At 57.6% G+C, this 23648-nt stretch carries 24 protein-coding genes; 10 read left to right on the forward strand and 14 right to left on the reverse strand.

Going from position 1 to position 23648, the window contains the following annotated elements; translation table 11 throughout:
* The first annotated feature begins 107 nt into the window (after nt 1–107).
* On the forward strand, nt 108–707 hold the full coding sequence (locus PHX60_RS10280) for a hypothetical protein (protein ID WP_300077188.1): 600 nt from the start codon (nt 108–110) through the stop codon (nt 705–707).
* 68 nt (nt 708–775) lie between these two features.
* Here PHX60_RS10280 and PHX60_RS10285 read toward each other — a convergent pair whose 3' ends face one another.
* The 5 genes from PHX60_RS10285 to PHX60_RS10305 all read right to left on the reverse strand — a co-directional run bounded on the left by PHX60_RS10285 (nt 776) and on the right by PHX60_RS10305 (nt 4550).
* Complete coding sequence (locus PHX60_RS10285) at nt 776–1081, reverse strand: hypothetical protein (protein WP_300077189.1); 306 nt, start codon at nt 1079–1081, stop codon at nt 776–778.
* Nucleotides 1082–1105: 24 nt separating this feature from the next.
* Entirely contained in the window at nt 1106–2692 is a 1587-nt protein-coding gene (gene purH, locus PHX60_RS10290; protein WP_300077190.1) for a bifunctional phosphoribosylaminoimidazolecarboxamide formyltransferase/IMP cyclohydrolase, read from the reverse strand.
* A 57-nt stretch (nt 2693–2749) separates the two neighbouring features.
* Nucleotides 2750–2983, reverse strand: coding sequence for a Fis family transcriptional regulator (locus tag PHX60_RS10295; protein ID WP_300077191.1), 234 nt, complete (start codon nt 2981–2983; stop codon nt 2750–2752).
* A complete protein-coding gene (gene dusB, locus PHX60_RS10300) occupies nt 2980–4020 on the reverse strand; it encodes a tRNA dihydrouridine synthase DusB (RefSeq protein WP_300077192.1) in 1041 nt (346 codons plus the stop codon). The genes PHX60_RS10295 and dusB overlap by 4 nt, the downstream gene beginning before the upstream one ends.
* 149 nt (nt 4021–4169) lie before the next feature.
* The gene (locus PHX60_RS10305) at nt 4170–4550 is read right to left on the reverse strand and encodes a helix-turn-helix domain-containing protein (protein WP_300077193.1); all 381 of its coding nucleotides are present in this window, start codon (nt 4548–4550) and stop codon (nt 4170–4172) included.
* Between the two features lie 136 nt (nt 4551–4686).
* On the opposite strand from PHX60_RS10305, the gene PHX60_RS10310 reads away from it, so the two are divergent.
* Nucleotides 4687–5478: a site-specific DNA-methyltransferase gene (locus PHX60_RS10310; RefSeq protein WP_300077194.1), complete on the forward strand. Its 792-nt coding sequence runs from the start codon at nt 4687–4689 to the stop codon at nt 5476–5478.
* A gap of 353 nt (nt 5479–5831) precedes the next feature.
* Complete coding sequence (locus PHX60_RS10315) at nt 5832–6017, forward strand: hypothetical protein (RefSeq protein WP_300077195.1); 186 nt, start codon at nt 5832–5834, stop codon at nt 6015–6017.
* Between the two features lie 18 nt (nt 6018–6035).
* On the opposite strand, the gene PHX60_RS10320 is transcribed toward PHX60_RS10315, so the two are convergent.
* Nucleotides 6036–6317, reverse strand: a complete 282-nt coding sequence (locus PHX60_RS10320; RefSeq protein ID WP_300077196.1) for a type II toxin-antitoxin system RelE/ParE family toxin — start codon at nt 6315–6317, stop codon at nt 6036–6038.
* Nucleotides 6314–6562: a ParD-like family protein gene (locus PHX60_RS10325; protein ID WP_300077197.1), complete on the reverse strand. Its 249-nt coding sequence runs from the start codon at nt 6560–6562 to the stop codon at nt 6314–6316. The genes PHX60_RS10320 and PHX60_RS10325 overlap by 4 nt, the downstream gene beginning before the upstream one ends.
* A gap of 61 nt (nt 6563–6623) precedes the next feature.
* Here PHX60_RS10325 and PHX60_RS16010 point away from each other — a divergent pair, with 61 nt between their 5' ends.
* The 3 genes from PHX60_RS16010 (at nt 6624) to PHX60_RS10335 (ending at nt 8570) form a co-directional block, all read left to right on the forward strand.
* Complete coding sequence (locus PHX60_RS16010) at nt 6624–7067, forward strand: hypothetical protein (protein ID WP_366144378.1); 444 nt, start codon at nt 6624–6626, stop codon at nt 7065–7067.
* Between the two features lie 27 nt (nt 7068–7094).
* Entirely contained in the window at nt 7095–7934 is an 840-nt protein-coding gene (locus PHX60_RS16015) for a hypothetical protein (RefSeq protein WP_366144379.1), read from the forward strand.
* A 93-nt stretch (nt 7935–8027) separates the two neighbouring features.
* Nucleotides 8028–8570: a YqaA family protein gene (locus tag PHX60_RS10335; RefSeq protein WP_300077198.1), complete on the forward strand. Its 543-nt coding sequence runs from the start codon at nt 8028–8030 to the stop codon at nt 8568–8570.
* On the opposite strand, the gene PHX60_RS10340 is transcribed toward PHX60_RS10335, so the two are convergent.
* Nucleotides 8551–10143, reverse strand: coding sequence for a bifunctional aminoglycoside phosphotransferase/ATP-binding protein (locus PHX60_RS10340; RefSeq protein WP_300077199.1), 1593 nt, complete (start codon nt 10141–10143; stop codon nt 8551–8553). The genes PHX60_RS10335 and PHX60_RS10340 overlap by 20 nt on opposite strands.
* A 240-nt stretch (nt 10144–10383) precedes the next feature.
* Here PHX60_RS10340 and PHX60_RS10345 point away from each other — a divergent pair, with 240 nt between their 5' ends.
* Nucleotides 10384–11235: a WYL domain-containing protein gene (locus PHX60_RS10345; RefSeq protein ID WP_300077200.1), complete on the forward strand. Its 852-nt coding sequence runs from the start codon at nt 10384–10386 to the stop codon at nt 11233–11235.
* On the opposite strand, the gene PHX60_RS10350 is transcribed toward PHX60_RS10345, so the two are convergent.
* From PHX60_RS10350 to PHX60_RS10365, 4 genes are read right to left on the reverse strand one after another with little or no spacing between them, the layout of a single operon-like run.
* Entirely contained in the window at nt 11188–12138 is a 951-nt protein-coding gene (locus PHX60_RS10350) for a GNAT family N-acetyltransferase (RefSeq protein ID WP_300077201.1), read from the reverse strand. The two genes, PHX60_RS10345 and PHX60_RS10350, sit on opposite strands and share 48 nt — an antisense overlap.
* A gap of 32 nt (nt 12139–12170) precedes the next feature.
* Complete coding sequence (locus PHX60_RS10355; RefSeq protein ID WP_300077202.1) at nt 12171–13472, reverse strand: ABC transporter ATP-binding protein; 1302 nt, start codon at nt 13470–13472, stop codon at nt 12171–12173.
* Nucleotides 13462–14268 (reverse strand): ABC transporter permease, encoded by an 807-nt coding sequence (locus PHX60_RS10360; RefSeq protein ID WP_300077203.1) that lies wholly within the window; start codon nt 14266–14268, stop codon nt 13462–13464. The genes PHX60_RS10355 and PHX60_RS10360 overlap by 11 nt, the downstream gene beginning before the upstream one ends.
* Nucleotides 14269–14305: 37 nt before the next feature.
* The gene (locus PHX60_RS10365) at nt 14306–15004 is read right to left on the reverse strand and encodes a Crp/Fnr family transcriptional regulator (RefSeq protein ID WP_300077204.1); all 699 of its coding nucleotides are present in this window, start codon (nt 15002–15004) and stop codon (nt 14306–14308) included.
* 160 nt (nt 15005–15164) lie between these two features.
* Here PHX60_RS10365 and PHX60_RS10370 point away from each other — a divergent pair, with 160 nt between their 5' ends.
* From PHX60_RS10370 to PHX60_RS10380, 3 genes are read left to right on the forward strand one after another with little or no spacing between them, the layout of a single operon-like run.
* On the forward strand, nt 15165–16763 hold the full coding sequence (locus tag PHX60_RS10370; RefSeq protein WP_300077205.1) for a FecR domain-containing protein: 1599 nt from the start codon (nt 15165–15167) through the stop codon (nt 16761–16763).
* On the forward strand, nt 16764–18758 hold the full coding sequence (locus tag PHX60_RS10375; RefSeq protein WP_300077206.1) for an adenylate/guanylate cyclase domain-containing protein: 1995 nt from the start codon (nt 16764–16766) through the stop codon (nt 18756–18758). It abuts the gene before it with no gap.
* Complete coding sequence (locus tag PHX60_RS10380; protein ID WP_300077207.1) at nt 18733–20160, forward strand: tetratricopeptide repeat protein; 1428 nt, start codon at nt 18733–18735, stop codon at nt 20158–20160. The genes PHX60_RS10375 and PHX60_RS10380 overlap by 26 nt, the downstream gene beginning before the upstream one ends.
* Nucleotides 20161–20173: 13 nt before the next feature.
* Here the strand turns inward: PHX60_RS10380 and PHX60_RS10385 are convergent, their stop codons facing one another.
* The gene (locus tag PHX60_RS10385) at nt 20174–21100 is read right to left on the reverse strand and encodes a transglutaminase family protein (protein WP_300077208.1); all 927 of its coding nucleotides are present in this window, start codon (nt 21098–21100) and stop codon (nt 20174–20176) included.
* A 3-nt stretch (nt 21101–21103) separates the two neighbouring features.
* Entirely contained in the window at nt 21104–23629 is a 2526-nt protein-coding gene (locus tag PHX60_RS10390) for a circularly permuted type 2 ATP-grasp protein (RefSeq protein ID WP_300077256.1), read from the reverse strand.
* Nucleotides 23630–23648: the final 19 nt, after the last annotated feature.

Genomic DNA, 23648 nt, shown 5'->3' on the forward strand with positions numbered 1-23648 from the left:
ATCCGATGAATTTCACAACCTTGTCACTCATCTTTTTATACGAAAGTATAATTTAAATCTTTTATTTAGAAGTTAATAATTTTAAAAACAAAAAAAATTGAAAACATTTGAAATTTTACCACCACCATTTGACGTATAGCTATCTGGCAGAAGTGAAAAATTATAAAGCGCCCGTACTTCCAGATTTTGAAAAAATAAATGAAATACAGCAGGCTGCCGACATGGGCTTGCAAAGCCTTGGCAATGTTTGGAAAGATTTTAAGCAAACGCTTAAGACTGCTGCTCCAGATTTAGCATCACTCGATTTTGGTTTTACTCTAAATTCCGATGGAAGTTTGTTAGTAACTCCTGGAAAATCTGTTATTTCAACCGCTCAAAAGCAGCGACTCAATGAAATTTTGAATCAATCCGAAAAATTAAGAATTGGAACTCAAGAGTTTTCTAAAAATGCCTTCGCTTACGCCAAAGCACACAATGATTTTAGCCTTGGCTTGGCTAAATTCGATGAAAACAATTTTAAAGAAATTATTGATATTGGGGAAGCAATTGAGTTTTACACATCTAGCAGAGAAAATAAGCATCAACATTCATGGTTTATGCAGCTTAACCTCAATGTAAAAACAGACCCGACCAGACAAAAAGAATTCAATACGCCTACCAACGTAGAAAATTTAAAAATTTTGCGAAACGATGCACCTAAATTTTAATGAGCGGTGCGCGCACCCCTGCCCCATTGCACCTTGACTGAAGCGGACAGGTAGCGAGGTGGGCGACGTTAGCCCTGAATTTTGAGCCGAATAGTATTGACCTGCCAGCCTTGGGCTTGCAGGCGCGCTTGCAGCAGTGGCAGCAATTGGCGCATTTTGGCCGCCACTGCATTATTCTTCACCATCAGGCACCACGTATCGCCTTCAATGGGGCCAGCCTGCACGCTGGGGCGCAGGAGTACCGGAATCAAAGGCGTTATCGCTTCTAGCCGCTGGCTAGACTCGCGCACCAGCGCCAACAAAGAGGCCAATGCCGGAGCCTCTTGCGAGGCTTGCAGCAGCGTAACGGCCTGATGGCGACGCACAGAACCCATAAAAATGACGCGCTGTGCCTGTGTTTAATGGCGGAAGTGGCGCACGCCGGTAAAGACCATTGCCACACCACGCTCGTTGGCCGCGTCAATCACTTCTTGGTCGCGCATCGAGCCGCCGGGTTGGGCAACGCAAGTCGCACCAGCTTCTACCACCACATCCAAACCATCGCGGAACGGGAAGAAGGCATCGCTGGCCACCACCGTGCCCTCCAGCGACAAGTCTGCCGCTTGGGACTTGATACTGGCAATGCGCGCCGAATCAAGGCGGCTCATTTGGCCTGCGCCCACCCCCATCGTCATGCCGTTTTTGCAGAATACGATGGCGTTGCTCTTGACGTATTGCGCTACCTTCCAGGCAAACAACAGGTCTTGCAGTTCGCTGGGGGTGGGTTGCTTGACGGTCACCACCTTCAGGTCGGCCAAGGTCAGCACATGGTTATCGCCGGTTTGCATCAAAATGCCAGAACCGACGCGCTTGGTCTCGATGGCGTTACGCACGCTGCCATAGTGGTCGGGCAGCTCAATCCGCAGCAGGCGCACATTGGCCTTGGATTTGAACACCTCCAAAGCCTCGGCGGTGAAGTGCGGGGCCATCAACACTTCAACAAACTGCTTGGACACCGCTTGCGCGGCGGCACCATCCACCGGACGGTTAAAGGCGATGATGCCGCCAAAGGCGCTAGTGGGGTCGGTTTGGAAGGCTTTGGTATAGCACTCCAGCGCGTCTTGGCCCACGGCCACACCGCAGGGGTTGGCGTGCTTGACGATGACGCAAGCGGGTTCGTCAAAACTCTTGACGCATTCCCACGCTGCATCGGCATCGGCGATGTTGTTGTAGCTGAGTTCTTTGCCCTGCAACTGCACGCCGGTGGCCAAAGAGCCTGCGGGCGGATTTAAGTCGCGGTACCAAGCGGCTTGTTGGTGGCTGTTCTCGCCATAGCGCAGGTCTTGCACCTTGACGGTGTACATATTGGCTTGACCGGGGAAGACGGCCATTTGCGGCACATAATCTTCGTTCAATTTTTCTTCTTCGAACTGCACGCTCGACAGGTAATTGCTGATAGCCCCGTCGTATTGGCTGATGCGGTTAAAAGCCGCCACCGACAGGCCAAAGCGCAAAGCGTTGGACAGTTTGCCCAGCTTGTGCAGCTCGTCAATCACGGCAGGGTATTGGCTGGCATCGGTCACCACGCCCACGTCTTGCCAGTTTTTGGCAGCGGAGCGCACCATCGCCGGGCCACCGATGTCGATGTTTTCGATGGCATCGGCCAGCGTGCAACCGACTTTGGCCACCGTGGCTTCAAACGGGTACAAATTGACCACCAGCAGGTCGATGGTGTCGATGCCGTGTTCTTGCAAGGCCGCCATGTGCGCGGGCAGGTCGCGGCGCGCCAGCAAGCCGCCATGCACTTTGGGGTGCAGGGTTTTGACGCGGCCATCCAGCATCTCAGGGAACTGGGTGACTTCGGCCACTTCGGTCACGGGCAAGCCCGCTTCGGCCAACAGTTTGGCGGTGCCGCCAGTGGACAGCAATTGCACATTCAGGGCGTGCAGGGCTTGGGCAAATTCAACAATGCCGGTTTTGTCGGAGACAGAAAGGAGGGCTCGCATGGTTTTGGTGGGTAGGGATGGATGGAAAAAAATAGGGATGGAGGTCAAAAAACCGGGTTAAAGCAATTGGTGTTCTACCAGCTTTTTACGCAAGGTGTTGCGGTTCAGGCCCAACCATTGCGCGGCACGCGATTGGTTTTGCTCGGCTTGTTGCATCACCACTTCGAGCAAGGGCTTTTCTACCAACAGCAGCACCATGTCATACACATTGACCGGGGTTTCGCCGTCCAAATCACGAAAGTAGTCTTGCAGGTTGTCACGCACGGATTCTTCTAGGGTGATTTTGCTCATACAGTGCATTCTTCGGGTTCAACAAGAGAGGACGAGGCCGCTGCGGGTAAACGTTCCATTTGCTGGCCTAAGGCGGCAAAGTAATCAGCCACCGCTTGGGCTTGGCTGGCGCAGTCGTCCAGCGCGTTGATGTGTTGGCGCAGGGCTTCGCCACCGGGCAGGCCACGCACATACCAAGCAATGTGTTTGCGGGCGCTACGCACGCCGGTGCTTTCGCCATACAGTTGGTAATGGTCTTGCAGATGCTCTAGCAGCAGGCAGCGCACCTCGGCCACGGTGGGCGGGGGCAGGTGTTGGCCGGTGGCCAAAAAATGGCCAATTTCCCGAAAAATCCACGGTCTGCCTTGGGCGGCACGGCCCACCATCAGGGCATCGGCCCCGGTGGCAGCCAAGACGGCCAGGGCCTTTTCTGGGCTGTCGATGTCGCCATTGGCCACCACCGGCACACGCACGGCTTGCTTGACGGCGGCGATGGTGTCGTATTCGGCTTGGCCCTTGTAGCCTTGCTCGCGCGTGCGGCCATGCACCGTGAGCATTTGGATGCCCACGGCCTCCAGCTGGCGTGCCAAGGCCACGGCATTTTTATGCTGTTGACACCAGCCAGTCCGCATTTTGAGCGTCACGGGCACACCATGCGGCAGACAAGCCTTGACCACGGCCGCAGCAATCTCTACCGCCAAGGTTTCGTTTTGCATCAAGGCCGAGCCAGCCCATTTGTTGCATACTTTTTTGGCCGGGCAGCCCATGTTGATGTCGATGATTTGTGCGCCCCGGTCGATGTTATAGACAGCAGCCTCGGCCATCATGGCGGCCTCGGTACCGGCAATTTGCACGGCAATCGGGCCGGGTTCGCCCTCGTGGTTGGCACGGCGCGAGGTTTTCAGGCTGTTCCACAGGTCTTTGCGCGAGGTCACCATCTCACTGACGGCATAACCGGCCCCCAGGGCGCGGCAAAGCTGACGGAAAGGCCGGTCGGTTACGCCCGCCATTGGGGCAGCAAACAAACGGTTTTCCAGAGGGATGGGGCCAATGTGCATGAAAAAAAAGCCAGAAGGCAGCCAGCGCAGCGCTGCTGCTGAAAAAGAAGGCAGGATTGTAGCTGCTTAAATTTTGAGCAGAGCCACTGAAAAATTAGGCAAGGGTTGTTGCCGTGGGTGTGGATGTTGGGTTACATGCGTAGCCCAAGCTACGGCTTGTGTACCTGCGCGAAGGTCAAAATGACTTCGCGGATGATTTTGCGCTGCGGGGCGGGCAGTTGCAAAAAGGCATCGAAGGTTTCGCGCTCTAGGTAGCCTACGCCCTCATCCCAGCGCTGGCGGTGTTCTTGCACTGACTGACGCACGCCCTCGCCGAAGCGTAGGACTTCTGGTTCAATTTTCAACACTTTTGCCAGCGTGATGAGCTTGTCCTGCTCCGGAATGGCCCCGCCACGCAACCAGCGCGATACGGCCTGAAACGTCACCGAACGGCCCCAGTAGTGGGTATTGAACAAGTTCAACAACACCCCAGGGCGCGGCTCCAAACCCGCTGCCACCATTGCGGCACGCAAACGGTTAGCAAATTCCAACTTTTGATCCATACCGAAACATTAAATTTCGATGGAATTTGCATTGAACTTTGTGTTGTACGATAGATTGAATTTTCTATTGAACTTTCAGTTGAATTGGCTGTAGCACGGGCTACCGCTGATGCAAGTACCACCCATGCCCAAGTCCCTGCTCGAACAACTGCCCGAAATCGTCGCCAACGGGCGCAAACAAGCCGAACGCATCTTGGAGAGTCTGGAAAGCCGCCAGCGCGTGCGCCTGCAAACCCGCGAGGTGGTGCTGCCCGCCAAAGACAGCGCGGCGCAAGACTGGATTACCCAGCAAAGCCGGGTCGCCCAGCGCGAGGTGTTCGCGCCCGGACAGGCAGCATTGCTCGATAGCCCACAGCCCAGCTTGGGCGCAACCGCCGCCATAGCCACCCCGTGGGCCAATCGCTTAATTTATGGCGATAACCTGTTGGCGATGGCGGCGCTGTTGGCGGGTGATGACGACCAGCCCAGCTTGCGCGGCAAGGTGGATTTGATTTACATCGACCCACCGTTTGACAGCAAGGCGGATTACCGCACCAAAGTCACGCTACCGGGGCTGGAGTTGGAACAAAAACCGACGGTGATTGAGCAGTTTGCCTACTCCGATACTTGGAGCGATGGCACCGCCTCCTATCTAGCGATGATTACGCCGCGCCTGATTTTGATGCGCGAGCTGCTGGCCGATACCGGCTCCATCTATGTGCATCTGGATTGGCATGTGGGGCATTACGTCAAGCTGGTTTTGGATGAGGTGTTAGGACGAGAAAATTTCCAAAATGAACTCATCTGGAAGCGAACATCAGCGCGCAGCGATTCGGAAACCTACAACCACATCCATGACGTAGTTTTCTTTTTTTCTAAGACGGAGAACCTTCACTTTGAAACCCAGTACGCTGAATACGATCAGAGACTACCTTGAGTCTGCGTATCGCAACATCGAAGAGGGAACTGGTCGACGCTACACGCTCAGTGACTTGATGGCAGCAGGCATTCGGCGTGGGTCGTCAGGATTGCCGTGGCGAGGAATCGATCCGAACGCACGAGGCAATCATTGGAAGTTCCAGATTGCGAAGTTGGATGAATTGGATGCCAAGGGACGAATTGCTTGGCCAAAGAAAGAAGGCGGTGTTCCTCGATATAAGAGATATTTGGATGAAATGAAGGGGGTTCCGATCCAATCGATATGGACGGACGTTAACGCCGTTGCGTCGCAGTCGATTGAGCGCGTCGACTACAACACACAGAAGCCTATTGCCCTTCTAGAACGGGCAGGTGTTTCGCTCCGTTTGGCAAGACTACCGGGGCAACACCGCCAACGACGGCGACGCGCTGCGCGTGGTCACGCAAGCCGCGCTGACCTTGCCCGCACAACCCGGTGCGCGCCGCGTGTGCGTGCGCGCCGTGGATGTGTTTGGCTTTGAAGCCGAAGCCGTGGTAACGGTGGAGGTGGCGGGGTGAGAACTGGATGGCTATGGATTAGCGCTTCAAATCCCGGTAGAAGTTTTCGTGCGGCCCCAAGGCTTCCAAATAGACCAAGCGCACTTCATCCTCGCGGGTGTAACCCAACAAGTAAAGCTGCCCTTGGCTACGAAACTTGTGTACCCACAACTGGGCCAAGTCGCCTTTCTTGCGTTCGCCCACCTCTGGGTTTTGTGCCACGGTGGCCACCGCTGTGTCGGTATCGGCAATCAACATGGGGTTGGTCAGTTTTTTGTAAACACGGGCAAAACGCCGCGTTTGCTGCACTTGCCAACTCATGGTTGGGGGGTATCGGCCAGCTGCTGGCTGCGCGGTACAAAAGGCGTGCTGTCTGTGCGCGGCTCGGCCAAGCTCATCAGGCTTTCGGCAATGAAAGAAACCGGCAAATCCGGGTTGTCCAGTGCGGCCCGACCTACTTTAGCCCAGTACTCAATCTGGCCTTGCACGGTGCGAAATTCAGCCTTGGCGCTAGCGCGCGCGGCTTGCACCAAGGTTTCGTCAATACGAACCGAGAGGGTGCTCATACAACCATCCTTTCTTCCGTTACCACAATTGTAGTTCATTGATTCAAGTAAGTCACGCGGTATGAGCGAAACACAAAACCCCTTGGCCTTGGCAGCCGCCCTCACGGCCCGCACCCAGCAACTCTGCTTGGGCCTAGAACACGGCGCGGCGGATATTTTGGAGCTGGTCACGTCCACCACAGCAGAACTACTGCACTGGTGGTTTGGCGAGGAGCAAAGCGCCAGCCGTAGCAGCCTGAACTTTCATGCTGGGCAAAAGCAAGCCATCCTCAATGCCATCGTGGCCCATGAAGTGCTGGGCGCGGCCACACTCAAAGACTTGTACCAGCAAGTGGCCCCCGAAGCCCTGCTGTCGGGCCAGCGCCTGCACGAAGTGGATGCCGCCAAACACGCCCACCCCAAATACTGCTGCAAGATGGCCACCGGCACCGCCAAAACGTGGGTGTTGCAAGCCTTGCTGATTTGGCAATTGCTCAACAAAAACGCCGCACTGGCGCAGGGATAAGACGATGCACGCTTTACCCGGCATTTCATGGTGGTAGCACCGGGGCTGATTGTCTATGAACGCCTGCTGGATGCCTTTTGCGGCAAACTGGTGGCGGGTAGCGCCAGCGGAACGCGGGATTTTGCCAGCTCGGACGTGGCCCGCTATGCCGATTTGTTCATCCCAGAAGCGCAGCGCGAAGCGGTGTTTGCCTTTGTGCGCGGCAACGTCTGCGCCAAAACCGAAATCGGCCTGAAAACCACCGGCAACGGCATGATTGCCATCAGCAATTGGCATTTGCTGGCCGAAGGCGAAGACGAAACCCCAGCACTGACCGAGGTGCAAGCCCCCGGCGCACCCTTGCCCGCCCACCAAGTAGTAACCCAAGTGTTGCCCCTGATGCCCGGCCGCGCCACCGGCAACAGTTTAGAGGTGTTAGACCGGCGCTATGCACGCGGCAATGTGTTGGAGTTTCTGGCCGCCTTGCCCGAGCTGATGGTGTTCAACGACGAGGCACACCATATCCACGAGTTCAAGCGCGAGGGCGAAACCACCGAAGTCGAATGGCAAAAAAGCCTCACACGTATTGCCGCCCCCAAAGGACGGCGCTTTGTGCAGGTAGATTTTTCGGCCACGCCGTACAACGATGTCGGCACCGGCAAGCACAAGCGCAAACTTTACTTTCCGCACATCATTACCAAATGTGCAACGCAAACTCAAGGCTGCCGTGGCCTGGTGCGAGTGCATCAACAACTTGGCCCCAGAACACCGGCAGGGCCTGCTGTGGCATTACGTGCTACTGGCCGAAAACGTGGTCTACGAATGGCAGGCCAAGGGTGCCCATTTGGCCGAATTATTGGACTATGCCCGCTTGCGGCCCTTGGCTGATGCTTCGTTGCAGCAACGTTTACTCTAAACGGGGACGGGCGCCTTGCTCTTTGCTGGCATAGACCAGCGGGGCCGACTACACTCGCGCCCATCATGGAAATCTGGCTACAACACCTGCTAGAGCTGCTGGCGCTGCCGCAGTTGGGCCTGAGTACGGTTTTTGTGGTGTCGTTTGCTTCGGCAACCCTGCTGCCCTTGGGTTCCGAGCCGGTGGTGTTTGGCCTGATTCAGCTCAACCCGGCCTTGTTTTGGCCGGCCATTGTCGTGGCCACCTTGGGCAACACCTTGGGCGGAGCCTTGAACTGGTGGATGGGCTTGGGCGCACACCGGGCTTGGCGGGCTGCACGCCAGCGGCGGCAAGCAGCGCAAGGCTTGGCAGCCGCCCCTGCGCCAGAAAAACCGCAACCCAACTCACGCCACGAGCGCATGGCCCGCGTTTGGTTGCGCCGCTTTGGCCCCAAAGCCTGCCTGCTCAGTTGGTTGCCGGTGGTGGGCGACCCGCTGTGCCTGCTGGCTGGTTGGTTGCGCCTACCGTTTTGGCCCTGTGTAGCTTATATGGCGCTGGGCAAGCTGCTGCGCTATATCGTCATGACCAGCAGCTTGCTCTACCTGTTTCCTAGGCTAGGGTTGGATTGAGCGGCAGCAAGGCATTCCAATCAAGGTCTTGCGTGGTATCGGCCAGTACGGTCAAGGCTTGCTCGGCGGCATTCAAGGGTTCGCGCGCGGCCAGTTGGGCTTCTAACACCTCTAGCGTGGCCTCGGAAGGATTGCCACCTTTGGCCAGACGGCGTTGCACGCGCTCACGCAGCACCTCGGGTGGGGCATCGAAAGCCAAAATGCGACACGGCACTTGTTGCTGTGCCGCTACCGCCAACAGTTGCGCCCGCTGGCCTTGTGCCAAAAAGGTGGCATCGACCAATACCGGGAACCCGGCTTGCAGTACCTGCGCGGCCAATTGTGCTAACCGCTGGTAGGTGCGCTGGCTGGCTTCTGGGGTGTAAATGCCACCGGGCACCGCGCCCACACTGGAGGCCGTGGGGGCCAGACCAAACAGGCGCTTGCGCTCGGCATCGGCGCGCAAGCGCACCATGCCGCGCTCGGCCACCAAGCGGGCGCTGTGGCGGCTTTTGCCTGAACCGGAAACCCCGTGGGCCAACCACAACCAACGCGGACGCGGTTGGCGCAGTTGCTCGGCCAAGGCCATGTAGCGGCGCACTTCTTGCCACACTTGCGCTTGGGCGGCTTCCCCCTGCACTTGGTCCAAGCGAAAACCGGCCACCATCGCGCGCACCAAAGCACGATAAACCAAATACCACGGCAGCAAGGGCAAGCTGGCATAGTCGCCCGATTGCTCTAGCCACGCATTCAGAAAATGCCAAGCCAAATCAGGGCGACCTTGGGCGTGCAAGTCCATGACCAAGAATGCTCCATCGGCCACGGTGTCAATCCAGCGCAGCGATTCACTGAACTCAATCGCATCGAACAGCTGCGGCGTGCCGTCCAGCAGTACCAAATTGCCCAAATGCAAGTCACCGTGGCCTTCGCGCACATGGCCATCTTGTTGGCGCTGGGCAAACAAGGGCATTAAGCGCTCGCCTTCTTGCTGCGTCCAGTCGCTCAGGGCGGCTAAGGTGGCCCGGTCGGCATCGCTCAAGGGTAAACGGGCCAAAGCATCTAAATTGGCTTGCGATTGCTGGCGCACTGCGGCGGGGCTACCCCAGTCACTGCCTGCCGGGGCCACGGCGGCTTGTGCGTGTAGCTGGGCTACCTGTTCGGCCAGTGCGCTCAAATGGCTGGTTTCTAACTGGCCTGCGGCCAATTGCTGGGCCAGCAGTTGGTCGGCTCCAAAGCGCTGCATTTGTACGCCATATTCGATCACTTCGGCTTGCTGTGCCGCCGTCAACTGCGCCACCGGAACCAGACGCGGCGCTTCTTGCGACCCCAGAACCGCCACCACGCACTGGTACAACTGCGGTGCCGTGCGCGCATTGATACGCAATTCTTCTAAACAGGCATGGTGGCGCAATGCCAAGGTGCTGAAATTCAAAAAGCCCATGTCCAGCGGTTTTTTGAACTTCACGGCTTGTTCACCCGCCAACACCACCCAAGAGATATGGGTTTCGGTACAACTGGCATCGGGGGCTAGAGCGTGGGGGCCGTGCAGCAGTTGCTGCAGCCAGAGGGGGCGTTGGTTGGGGGTATCGGACATGGTAAAAATGGAAAAATGGTGCTTTGCAGAATGGTGCGTAGAGCCAAGACTTGGATAGCAGTTTTCTGCTACACACTTTTGGCAAAGTGCAAATTATGTAGCGTCGAACTTGCTGCATATGTATAGCAGAATGGAGGCCATGCGTTTTTTTATGTCCTTGTTACATCTGCACCGGAGGTATCGACACCACCTGTCGCAGCTGCCGTGTAAAGTGGCTCATCGCCCTACGCCACCACACCCATGAACCACCCTGCCCAGCACCCAGCCAGCGCCAAAGGAGAAAAACTGGCCCAACGCCTGTCGCATATCTTGGCGCTGCTGCACCAAGGTGGCAGCTTGGACAAGCACCTGTTGGCGCAACAGTTTGGCGTGGATGTACGCACCATTGAGCGCGACTTGGGCGAGCGCCTGCGCGACATTGCCGAGCGCAACCCAGAAGGCCAATGGCAATTGGCCCGCCACCGGCGCAGCACCGTTCCGGCCCAGTACCTGCACCAGTACGCGCAGTTGGCAGGCACTGAGCATCTGTTTCCCGATTCCAGCCTGCCTTACTTGCTGGGGCAACTGGAAACCCCCACGCCACAACGCGCCACCCAGGTACAAGCGACCTCGCACGAAGATTTAGAACGCCAAAGCACCACCTTTGCCCTGCTGCAAAGTGCGATTGAGCAGCGCCACGAATGCCACTTTATCTACAAAGACAAGCCACGCTTGGCCCAACCTTACCGGCTCATCCACAAAAACGGCATTTGGTATCTGGCGGCTGAAGAAGGTGCGCTGCTGAAAAACTTTAGCGTGGCGCTGGTCCAAGGGCTAGAAGTGGACAAGGCCAGCCGCTTTAGCCCCAAGCCTGAGCATCAGGACTACATCGACCACCAAAATGATGTCTGGTTTACCCGCCAAACCACCGAAGTGCTACTGCGCGTGGCACCCGAAGTGGCGCACTACTTTAGCCCATCCCATTACACAGGCTGGTTTCGTCGATACCATTCAATCATTAAATTTCTTAAAATAATTAATCATTGGCGATTTTGCCAATACCAATTATTTAAAATCGGTATCGCCCCCGGTCAGCCACCACCGATTTTTTAGTTCTTCGGGGGCTGGGGCCGGGCGCACAATTTGCGTCGGTACACGAACACCAATATCATGCACTGTGCAATCATTGGTTTTGAAAAGAGCCACCGGAACACTGCTCAACCAGCTGTGTAAATTTTTGTTTTGTTGCTGGGCTGTGTAGCGTGCTGCATGTAAAACCGTTGGAATTTCTTTTTTGGCACTGAGGGTGTCCAACAATTCTGAAGAGTTTTCTTTGTCTGTGTTGGGGCAGACTACCCATGCTGCGATTGGGTTTTTGGTTATTTTATTTTTTAAAATAAAAATATCATATTTTTTGCTGGGATGGTCAATGAACCGGTATTTCCATTGTTGAAAATCCCTGATAGGCAAAATCAAATCTGAAAGGTCCTTGGCTTGAATTTTCCAAAGGTGATTGATGGCCGCTTGGTCTTTGGGGGACGATGGATTTAGTTGAACAATAGATTGCCACCACGGCAAGGATATTTCTTTTGCTTGGGGCCAAGACAATTCATGCACGGTATCCACGGACACATAAATTTTGTGCAGCTCGCCAATTTTCATGTGCCTATCACTGGGAAAGCCAATCGGAAATAAATTAGGACGGTCGTAGCCATAAAAATGGTTGGCAAACTCGCGGGTCATGGTAGAGAAAACGCCGTTTTTGGTCATGATGCCCCGCGCCTGATGATCTACCATTACATCAACGCCTTGCATCGTTTGTACGGGTTTGCCATTAAAAATAACATTTCTAATGTTTCCGCCATAGTGGCCAATCAATTTCCCCTGTTTATCGCGCACAATCAGCGCACAGCCGCGTCCTTCCGCATACTTCCAGTTCCATAAAGATTCGCTCATTTCATGTTGAAACACATGTAAAAATAAGGCGCGAATTTCTGCGGCATCTGTGGCCTGCATTTCATGGATGGACCATAGCCTGTGATTCAATTTTATTCTCCTTTTTGTATTTCCCATTGGCGTGATAAAGTTATCAAGCCAAATTCCATGCCATTTTGAATCACATGCAGTTTGATTAATTTTTCTGCGGCTGTATAAATATGCAAGGCGCGCTCGCATACCAAATAAACATCAACCCAATACTCTCCTTGCAATAAAGAAATTTTTGGAAAAACAATCGTCACTTTTCCTTCGCCATTGGCATTTCTTTGCAAAACCAATTTATCATTAAAGCTACCAGCACTGGACACCGCCGTTCCACTGGCATGGATAATGCCAAAAGCCACCGAAGGGCAGGGCAATTCTGGGTCGCTGGCAAAGTGAACCGTCACTTTGAGGGTTGTTTGATCGGATTGAACCACCAATTCTCGGCCGATGATGCCATCTGCACAAGCCTCAATGTTTTTAATATGTGCCGTGCCTTGCGGCGGCGGCGGGGATGTTATGGTCTCGACCGTACTTTCTTCTGCTGCGCTTTCTTCTGCTGGTGTTGTTGTTGCAGGTGCGGTGCTTGCAGCCAGAGTAGAGGAGGGCGAGGTGGCTGTTTTGGGGGCATTTTCAGCAATCAGCGAGGTTTCGTAAGCCGTGGTGACTTTGGCCGCTGTATCCCACATACGCATTTTGCCACTTTCTAACCAGAGCACGCGCGAACACAGTGCTTGGATGTGGTACATGGCGTGCGAGCAAAATAAAATGGTGGCTCCATTTTCTTTCAGCGCCATGATACGATCAAACGATTTACGTGCAAACGCCCCATCACCCACCGACAGCGCTTCGTCAATCACCAAAATATCTGGATCTACGCTGGTGGCGACGGCAAAGGCCAGCCGTACAAACATGCCACTAGAATAGGTTTTAACCGGTTGGTGAATAAATGGCCCAATATCGGCAAAGGCCAAAATGCTGTCTAGCCGCTCATCTACCTGTGGACGGCTCAGGCCCAAAATAGCGGCGTTCATGTACACATTCTCTAGCCCACTAAAATCGGGGCTGAAACCAGCCCCCAATTCCAGCAGCGCCGCCACCCGCCCACGCACCGCTAAGTTGCCTGTGGTGGGTATCAAGGTGCCGCAAACCATTTGTAGCAAGGTTGATTTTCCTGCACCATTGCGCCCCACCAGCCCGACAACTTCACCGCGCCGAATATCAAAACTGACATCTTGCAGCGCCCAAAAATCACGGCTGTATTGTTTATAGCGCCCCCAGAGTAATTGCTTGAGCCGGTCTTTGGGATGGTTAAACAAAGAGAAGCGCTTGCCCACGCCATGCGCTTCGATAGCCAAATCAGACAACATCAGCAAACCCCGTTCTTACCTTGCGGAAAAATACCGCGCCTAAACCAGCCAGCAGCGTACAGGCTGCAAACAAACAGCCCAATGCCTGCCAGTTGGGCCACTGGCCTTGTAGCAGCACCTCGCGTGTGCCAGTCATTACCCATGCCAAGGGGTTGAGCAGCATCCAGTCGCGCACCGCCTCGGGCAGGGCTTCGACTGGAAAGAAAATCGGGCTGAGAAACATCAGCGCACTAACGGCCATGCCCAGCAGCTGGCCGACATCGCGCACATAGGTTCCAACTCCACTAAACAGCCACCCCAGCCCCAATACCAGTGGTAACAACGGTAACCAGACCAGCGGCAGCGCCAGCGCCGTAACGGGCAAGCCGCCATCATTCAGCACGGCGGTGCAAGCCAGCAGCAACAACCCAGACACGCCCAAGCCAGCCGCCGCACTGCTGGCACTGACCCAGGGCAAAATTTCTAGTGGGAAGACCACTTTTTTCACCAAATGGGGCTGTTCTAGCACCAAACTGGGGGCGCGATTAATACACTCGGCAAAGAAATTAAATACCGCCAGCCCGGCATAAATACGCAGGGCAAAGGCCAAATTACTCTCTTCTAGGCCATACCAGCGCACGCGCATAATATGCCTAAATACCAAGGTATAAATACCCAACATCAGCAGCGGTGTGATAACCAGCCACAACAAGCCTAGCCAAGATTGGCGATAACGGGCGTGGATTTCGCGTCCGGCCAGTTGTGCAATGAGGCTGCGATGGCGCCAAGGCCAAAGAGAAAGCAGCAGGGAGTTCAAGCAATCACCATGTTAAAAAACCGCAGGCAGGACAGGCTCACGCCTTGGGCGGATCGGCCCGGCCTTCGGCAATATCCTTGAGCAAGGTAGGTTGTGTCAGGCGCAGGGCGTTGCCTTCGCGCACCAGCACCTTGTGTAAAAAAAGCACCTGAAACGCCCTGGTTACCGTCTCGCGGCTGGCGTTGATCATGATGGCCAGCTCTTGGTGGGTGGGTGGCTGTTCAATTTCTGCCACGCCATCGACCAAGCGCTGGGGCAATTGTAAGATTAATACGCACAGGCGCTGAAACGGGTTGGGCAAACCCAGCAAAGTGCGTTGTGCCATCACGGTGCGTACCCGCTGCGCCAGCCGCACCATCACCGCTTGGGCCAGTGCCGGGTGGCCCAAAATCAGCTCGCGTGCTGCGCTTGCATCCAAAAAGGCTACAGTGGATTTGACCGCCGCCACCACAAACTCGGACGGCGCTTGCCCATCGACCAAGGACAACTCGCCAAAGTAATCGCCCGGATCGACAAAATACATGCCCACGCTGCGGCCATCGACGGTGAAGTCCACCCCTTGCAAGCGGCCATCGACCAAAAAACCCAATTCTTGCACCGGGCTGTCTTTGCTCATCACCATGCCCCGGCGTGCAAACTGGCGCAAACTCATGCGCGCAGACAGAGGCTCCAGCGCCTCGCGCGGCAAGGGCTGGAGCAGCGTAAATTGCGAGAGCAGCTGTAAAGAGACCGGCATTCTGATCAATAAAAGCGCAGTATGGCACCAGCATGGCGGTTTATTGGCACTCTGCGGTATTGGGATGTGACGGTACGCACAAGGCCGCCAGCGTGTTTGCAGGAAAATTGGCACAGCCCCGCTACTTTGGCCACTTTGGGGCTTTGAAAGGTTATTCTCCATGCAACACCCTCTTTTGCGACCCTCTCGTGCCTTGCTGGTGCTGGTCAGCTTGGGCGCAGGTGGGCAGGTAGGGGCCACCCCCCAGGCACAGCCCGCTATGGTTGGCGAGGCCACGATGGTGATTGGCTTGGCCCGTGTACTGGGCAGCGATGGTAGCCCGCGCCCGTTAGAGCGCGGCACGGCCATCCACGTGGGCGACCGTATCGAAACCCCCGATGGGGGGCATGTATTGCTGCGTTTTGTCGATGGTGGCCGCCTGAGTGTGCGCCCGGCCAGCCGCCTGCACATTGAAAGCTACAGCCATTCTGCCAGCCAACCTGAGCAGGGGGCCATTAAGTTTCGCTTAGACGAGGGCGTGGTGCGCTCTATTACCGGTGCTTGGGGCGAGGCCGCGCGCGAGCGTTTTCGCCTCAATACCCCGGTGGCCGCCATTGGGGTCAAGGGTACCGATTTTGTGGTGCGCTCCAGTGCCGATGCCACGGCCGCCAGTGTTTATACCGGTGCCATCACCTTGGCCCCCTTGCTGGGCGAATGTGGGGCCAGTGTTGGCCCTTGCCTCAATGGCCAAGCCAAGCTCCTCACGGCGGATATGAAGGGCCAGATGCTGGAGCTGGCGCGCAGCCAAAGTGTACCGGTGTTGGTGGCGGCTGCGCGCTTGCCGGTTGCTCCCACGCACACCATCGCCACGGGGGGGCCAGAGTCTGCTACCCGCAACACCACCGTAGCCAGCGCCCCGAGTGCGGTTGCATCTTCAACTGCGCCTGCATCTGCTGCCACTCGTGCCGCAGAGGCCAGCCCCGAGACGACTGCCAGCCCACAAAGCCTGACCAATGAAACGCTGGGGGCCAGCGTGGCCGCTTACGTACCACCGCCGCCACAAGCACCCGCTCCTGCTCCGGCACCCGCTCCTGACCCGGCACCAGCCCCTGACCCGGTGCCGCCACCACCGCCACCACCACCACCACCGCCTCCGCCTCCACCTCCACCTCCACCTCCACCTCCACCTCCACCTCCACCTCCACCTCCACCGCCGCCGCCGCCGCCCGAACCCGAGCAACCCCCTGTGGTGATTCAACCACCGCAGGTGCAACAGCTCACATGGGTGCGTTACAGTTGGATGCACAAACCCAGCAGCGATACCTTTACCCGCTTTTTAACTTATGCACTGGCCCAAGGGCTAGAAAAAGTGACAAGCAACGATGCCTATACCCTTTACCGGCCCCCCGGTGGCAGTGCTACCTTGGTAGCGGCCAACCCTGCCGAGCCTGTGGTCAACTTCCGCTTGGCCCAAGCCACGGCCCATTTGGCGCGTGGCTTGGGCGTGCCTGCGGAGGCGGTTGATATACACAAGGCCAGCCTCACGGTAGATTTTGGCCGCAGCACCTTTGGCACCAGCTTAGATTTGAGCAACCCGCGCATTGGCGCACAAAACATCAACGCGAGCGGCAACGTCTTGCCCAGCGGTCTGCTCCAAGCCACTGGCGGCAATGCCACCTTGGCCGGTGCCATCACCACCGATGGCCGCGAAGCGGGCTATACCTTCCAAAAGCCTATCGGCTTTAATGTGCTGCAAGGCGTGACGCTCTGGGGCCGTTAAGTGCGTTACTTCAAACCACTCCAGCGCCACGGTGTTTTTTTGGGCGGCTTGCTGCTGGCGGGCCTGAGTTGCTTGGCGCTGCAACTGCTGGCCGCGCCGTGGTTGCAGGCGCTAGAAGAGCGCAGCGGCGATTGGGCTTGGGCTTTTATGGCCGAGCATACCCAAGAGCGCCGCTTGGTGGTGGTCGATATTGACGAGCGCAGCTTGTCCGAAATTGGCCCTTGGCCTTGGCCGCGTGCCACCCAAGCCCGTCTGATTGAGCAATTGGCCCAGTTGGGCGCACGCCAGCAAATTTTAGACATCGTTTTTACCACGCCGCGTGCAGATGATGCCCCGCTGGCCCAAGCCATAGCCCGGCACCAACCGGTGCTGGCGCAGGTGTTTGCCCTAGAGCAAGGGGGCACGCCCTCGGTGGGCCACTTGGCCGGAGCGCTGGTTTGGCCCAGCTGTCCGGCACCGTTTGCCTCGGCCCAAGGTTATTTGGCCAATGCGCCTGCCTTGCTGGCCGCTGCGTCCAGCACAAAACCGCCCCCGGTGGTGGGCCATATCACCCCGCGCATTGCCCACGATGGCATTTTGCGCCACCAGCCAGCCATCATTTGCATGGGTAGCCAAGCCTATCCCGCGCTCGCACTGGCGGCCCTGATGCACGCTGGGGCCGAGCCACACGTGGCCCTGCAACGCGGCCACTGGTTGCAAGCGCCGTGGTTGCTCACGGGCAACCCGGTGCTAGGCCAAGTCCCACTGAACGAGCAAGGCGATTTGCGTATTCCGTGGCGTTTGCATCCTGACAGTTTTATCAGCCTGTCTGCTGCCGATGTGCTGGCCGGACGGGTGCCGCCACCTTTGTTAGCTGGCGCTTGGGTGCTGGTGGGTAGCAGTGCCTTTGGCCTCAATGACACCATTGCCACCCCGTTTGGCGGCGTTGCCTCGGGCTTGCAAGCCCATGCCCAATTATTGACCGCCCTGATGGATGGCCGTGTACCTGCTACCCCCCGCATCGCGCCGCTGCTGCAAGCCTTGGCTGCCCTGAGCAGCGTGGCCTTGCTTTATGCCTTGGTGCGCCCAGCCAAGCTGCCAGCACAAGGGGCGGTGTCACAGCGCATGGCCGCGCGCGCCCGGCGTGCGCCGGTGTACCTGCTGCCGCTGGCGGGTGTCGGTTTGGCCTTGCTGCTGTGGTTGCTGCATGGGGCTTTGCAAACTTTGGCCGGTTGGTGGTTGGGTTGGACGACCCCAGTGTTGTTTGTGCTGTTCGCTGGCATTTACTGGGGCGTGCTAGAACACGCGCAAAGCCGCATAGACCGCGACCGCCTGTATGCCCACTTGTCTAGCTATTTGCCCGCTCCGGTGGCGGCAGCACTGGCCTTGCAACACCCCTCCAGCGCCATCGAGGCACAAACGCGCCAAGTCAGTGTATTGTTTGCCGATATTCGCAACTTTTCGGCCTATTGTGAAGCACGTCCGCCCGAAGAAGCCGCTGCTGTATTGCACGCCTTTTTTGCCGCTGCCACCCGGGTAGTACAAAGCCACGGTGGCGTGATTGAGGCGTTTCAGGGCGATGCCATTTTGGCCGTCTGGAACGGTGAATTGCGCCACAACGACACCGCCAGCCATACCAACCACGCCCAACAAGCCTTGCAAGCAGCGATTGATTTGCTGCAAGCCGTGCAAGGCATTTTGCCCGACCCAGCCCCTGCCGGTTTGGAACCCCTCAGTTTGGGCGTAGGGGTCGAGACAGGCCCGGCGATGGCTGGCTCGTTTGGTTTGGCCAGCCGCCGCACCCACATGGTGATGGGGCGCACGGTGACGATTGCCAGTCGCTTGGTGGGCATGACCGCTGATTTATCCCACCCTATTTTGGTGGGTGAAGGGCTGGCGGCCCAAGTCGGCGGTGCTGGGTTACAGTCTATGGGCACTTTTTTGCTGGATGGTATGCGCGTACCGCACCACATTTATGCCCACCCCTTGGATGCCTCCGCTTCTCCCCTTGTTTGATGTTTGCCGCTCTGCCATCCTCCGTTGTAGCACGGCCAGTGCTGCGCTGTGCTGGCTGCTGGGCGCACAAGCCCAAGGGTTGCAAGCGCCATCGCCAGCGTTTGCAGCGCTGCAACCGGCCTGCACCAGCCCGGCCCTGCTCGATACCTTGGATGCGGATGCCTTGGCCAGCCAGCTACAACGTTGCTACACCTACCCAGCCTACTTGGCCCGCTTGGGCCACCTGTACAACCTGCAACAGCGCCACACCGAGGCGATAGAGCCGCTAGAGCGCGCCCTGCTGTTTGACCCAGACAACCCCGACACCCAACTAGACTATGCCTTGGCCTTGGCTGGCAGTGGCGATGTGGCCTCGGCGCTTAATTTGGTGCTGGCGCTGCAAAACAACCCGGCATTGCCTGGTAGTTTGCGCCAAAATTTGGCACGTACCAGTCAACTGTGGGTCAGCGGAGCCGGGGCGCTGCCTTTGCCCGGTACGCGCATCAGCGCGGGGCTACGCTGGGGCCACGATAGCAACTTGTTGGGTGCGCCCAATTTGGGGCAAATTAGCCTGACTTTGCCCACCGAAACCATCACCTTGCCCCTAGAAGCCAGTAGCCTGCCGCGCCCCAGTTGGTTTAGCCGCGTTGATGTGCGCTTGCACCATGTGCGTCCACAGGCCGACGGCAGCCGTTGGGAGATTCAAGCCGCCGCATTGCAACGCAACAGCCCCCATCTGAACGCAGCCAACAGTACCCAGACCGAATTGCAGCTAGAACACATTCGCCCCGCCAGCGCTACCGATTGGGGCCACTATGCCAGCGCCAGCTTGGCCAGCTTACAAACCCATGCGGGCACCCGTTACCGTAGCCAAGGTCTGGCTGTGGGTTTAGAGTGGGCAGCTCACAACGCCAGCACCAGCAGCACTAGCGCCGCCCCTGCCTGTGCTTTGCGTTTGGGGCTGGATGGGCAAAATCGCCAATTGCACAGCAACCCTGGCCTCTCGGGCCGTTATGCGGGTGTCAGTGGGCAATGGGGTTGCACTCCGGCAGGCGGTCAACTGTATTGGCAACTCAGCGCCCGCGCTGGCCAAGACCGCCCCCAAGACAGCACCCGCCCCGGTGGGGCACAAAACCAATATGGCGTGCGCTTTCATACCAGCATGATGAGCAGTGCCGCTACGACTTGGCTGTTGGATGCCGAGACCAGCCACAGCCGAGACGCGCAGGGTTACAGTCCCTTGCTGTCTAACAACCGCCAGCGCAACATCCAGCGCTTTACGCTACGCCTAGAGGTGCAGCACCAGCTGATGCCACGTCTGGCCGCTTTAGCTGGCCTAGAGGCGGTGGCGCAAAATGCCAATTTGCCGTTGTTCACCCTGCACAGCCGAGGCTTGTATGCCGGCTTGCGCGCACAGTGGTAAATCCAAGCACGCCTTAGCCGTCTAACTCGGCCAACTCTTCTTCCACTGGGGCCACCGTCACGCCCACATGCAGGGTGTGGCGCGTGCCGCCATGAATCACGCCGCGCATCGGGGCCACATCGCTGTAATCGCGCCCGCGTGCCACGGTCACATAGTCTTCGCCCGGCGTGCCCCAGCCGTCGCGGTGGTTGGTCGGGTCAAGGTCGTACCAGCCTTGGCCGGGGTGTTGGGCCTGCACATCGGGCAGATACACCTGCGCCCAAGCGTGCGAGGCATCGCTGCCAATCAAACGTGGCTTGCCCGGCGGGGGCGTAGTCAGCAGGTAGCCACTGACGTAACGCCCCGGCAACCCCAAACTACGCAAGCAAGCAATCAAAATTTGGGCAAAATCTTGGCATACGCCCTTGCGCTGCGCCAAGGCGGTGCGTGCCGGGGTATTGATTTCGGTACTTTGCGCGGCATAGGTAAAGTCTTGGTAGATGCGTTGCATCAATTCGCGCGCAGCATCCAGCAAGGGGCGACCTGCCCGAAAACTGGGCTGCGCGTAGTGAACAAATTCAGCATGGCGTGGAATGTAGGCCGATGGAAAGGTGAACTCTACCGCTGGGTCATACACCATGCCATGTTGGTAACGCAGATTTTCACGCACCATCTCCCACGGTTGCTTACTTTGCATGGGTGCGGGTGCTTGGGTTTGGATGGCACTGTGTGCCACCACGCGCAAGCTTTCGTGCGGACTTTGCATAGAAAACTGGCATTGGTGGTTGCCAAATACATCTTGGCGCTCGGTGCGCGAGGCCGGGCGCGGATGAATGTCCAATTGATGCTCCAGCACCTGCTGGCAGGCGGTTTGGATGGGGCGCAAACACAGCACATGCTGCGCCGTTTCTACCGCAGGTTGGTAGTCGTAGCGGGTTTCGTGGGTGACTTGTAGCAACATACCTTAAGCCCCAAGGCTGCGAGAGGATTCGTGGGTGTGGGTAAAGTAGCGCAGGCTGATACCGTCTGAGACGCGCCACGTCGCGCTGGTGCAGCGCTCTAGCAATGGGGCCAATGCGGGCAACGGGGCCTCTTCATCGCACAACTGGGCCAAATTCCATTGGTTCGGGTCGGGGGTTAGGGCCAGCAGGCTGTCATCGGCATCAGCGGCCAGCTTGGCCAAGCGCCCACGCAAGGTTTGCACCACCCAGCCCAAAGAGCGCGGGTTCTCGCGGCTTATCACCAGCAGTTCTAGCAGGGCGGCTACGTCGCGGCTGCGTTGGTATTGGGCGTGGAAGGTGATGCTGCTGTCAAACAGCGCCAGCACGGCCTCAAAACCAGCGGATTCGGCCAGCACGCCTGCTTCTAAGGCCCGCGCCAATGCGGTGCTTAAAAAGTCCAGCCGCTCTAGTTGTCGCCCAATCGAGAGCAAGCGCCAGCCATCGTCGCGCGTCATACGGTCGGTTTGGTCGCCGGTCATGGCAGCTAAATTCAGACTGACCGAATCCAGCACGCGCAACACATCCAGCGTGGCATAGTCGCTGGCAAGCAACTCGGCGCAGCGCTCCATAAAGTGCTGCTCGGTACGCAAAATCAGGCCCCAATGCTCTTGCGATAGCCGCTCTCGAATCGACGAAGCCACTTGGCGCAGTGAGCGCAGGTTAAAACCGACGCTGGCGGTGCTGTCGGGCTGGCCCAAGCCCGCCACCAAAGCACGGGTAAAGACGCGCCGCGCCAACATGGGCGAGGGCACATCCGCCGGAACCAAGGAACAAGAGGCGGCCAAGCTGCCCAACCACTTTACCAAGGGCAAACAAGATTGCCCAGCACTGCCCAAGGTGGACAAAGTTAAGCGGGCTAAGCGCAGGCTGTTTTCACTGCGCTCGGTATAGCGGCCTAGCCAGAACAGGTTTTCGGCAGCGCGGCTGGTAACGACACGCCGGTAATGCGCCACCGTGGTCGGGGTAATGCGTTTGTTCAGCAAAGTGGTGCGGTCCACCGTGTGGCCGCGTTCGGCATCCACACGCACCCAGACATCAGCGCTGCTGCCACCGCGTTGCAGGCTCAATACGCTGTCTTGGCTGCTGACGATGCGCCCCAGCCCGCCGGGCAACACGCGCCACGATTGTTGCCCATCGGTCAGGGCAAACACGCGCAGCATCACCTCGCGCGGCACAATGCGCGGTGGTTGCGATTGGGCATCCCAAGTGGGCATTTGGGACAATGGAATTTCTTGTTGCAAGGTAAATTCTTCGCCCGATTGGTGCAGACGCTCTAACCATGCCGCCTGTTCTTGGGCCTCCAAGCTGCTGCATTGCAAGCCAGCAAACGGGCTGTGCAAGGCCGAGCCGGTGTAAGTGGGCTTAATGGCGCATTTGCTTAAATGTTTGGTGGCCGCTTGCAAGGCAGCGTGTTCACCGCACCACCAGGTAGGCCACGACGGCAACAGCAGCTCTTGACCGAGCAAACGCCGCGACAATTCGGGCATAAAGCCCAACATGCCCACCGATTCCAAAAAGGCCGAACCGGGCATATTCGACATCAGCAAGTTACCACTACGCAAGGTTTGCAGCAGGCCGGGCACGCCCAAAGAGGAGTCTGCCCGCAGCTCCAGCGGGTCACACCACGCATCATCCACCCGCTTAATCAGCACATGCACTGGCTCTAGGCCACGCAGGGTGCGTAAAAACAGGCGGTTGTCGCGCACGGTTAAATCGTTGCCTTGCACCAAGGTGATGCCCAGGTAGCGCGTCAGGTAGGCTTGTTCAAAATAAGTTTCGTTGTACGGGCCGGGGGTCAGCAAGGCGATATGGGCATCGGCCCCAGCGGGTGACATGCTGCGCAAGCCGTTAATCAGCGCCCGGTAGCTAGAGGCCAGTCGCTGCACTTGCAGCGATTCAAACGCCTGCGGGAACAGGCGCGAAATAGACAGGCGGTTTTCTAGTGCATAGCCCAAGCCAGAGGGTGCTTGGGTGCGTTGTGCCGCCACAGCCCAACGCCCATCAGGGCCGCGTGCCAAGTCAAAGGCACACACTTGCAGCCGGTTGCCACCCACCGGCGGCATACCGTGCAGCGTGCGCAAATAACCCGGATGCCCTTGTACCAAAGCGGCGGGCAACAGCCCGTCGCGCAACAACTCTTGCGCGCCATACACGTCGTGCAAGGTGCGCTCTAGCAAGCGCACCCGTTGCAACACGCCCGCTTCAATCTGCCGCCACTCGTCGGCTTGCACAATCAGCGGAAACAAATCCAAAGACCAAGGCCGTTGCGGGTTGCTGCTGTCGGCATACACGTTGTAGCTAATGCCGTTGTCACGGATTTGCTGCTCCAAGCTGGCTTGGCGGCGGTTCAAATCGGCCAGATTTTGCGTGCCGGGGTGGGCAAAAAATTGCCGCCATGCTGGGGCCATTCCCCCGGTGTTATCGTCATCGGCCTGAGCGGTACAGCCACGCAGTTCATCGTAATGCCCCGGCAGGGCCGGAGCGGCCATAGACAGGGCGACATCGGCA

It is taken from the genome of Giesbergeria sp., assembly GCF_028686475.1.
Taxonomy (GTDB): Bacteria; Pseudomonadota; Gammaproteobacteria; order Burkholderiales; family Burkholderiaceae_C; genus Simplicispira.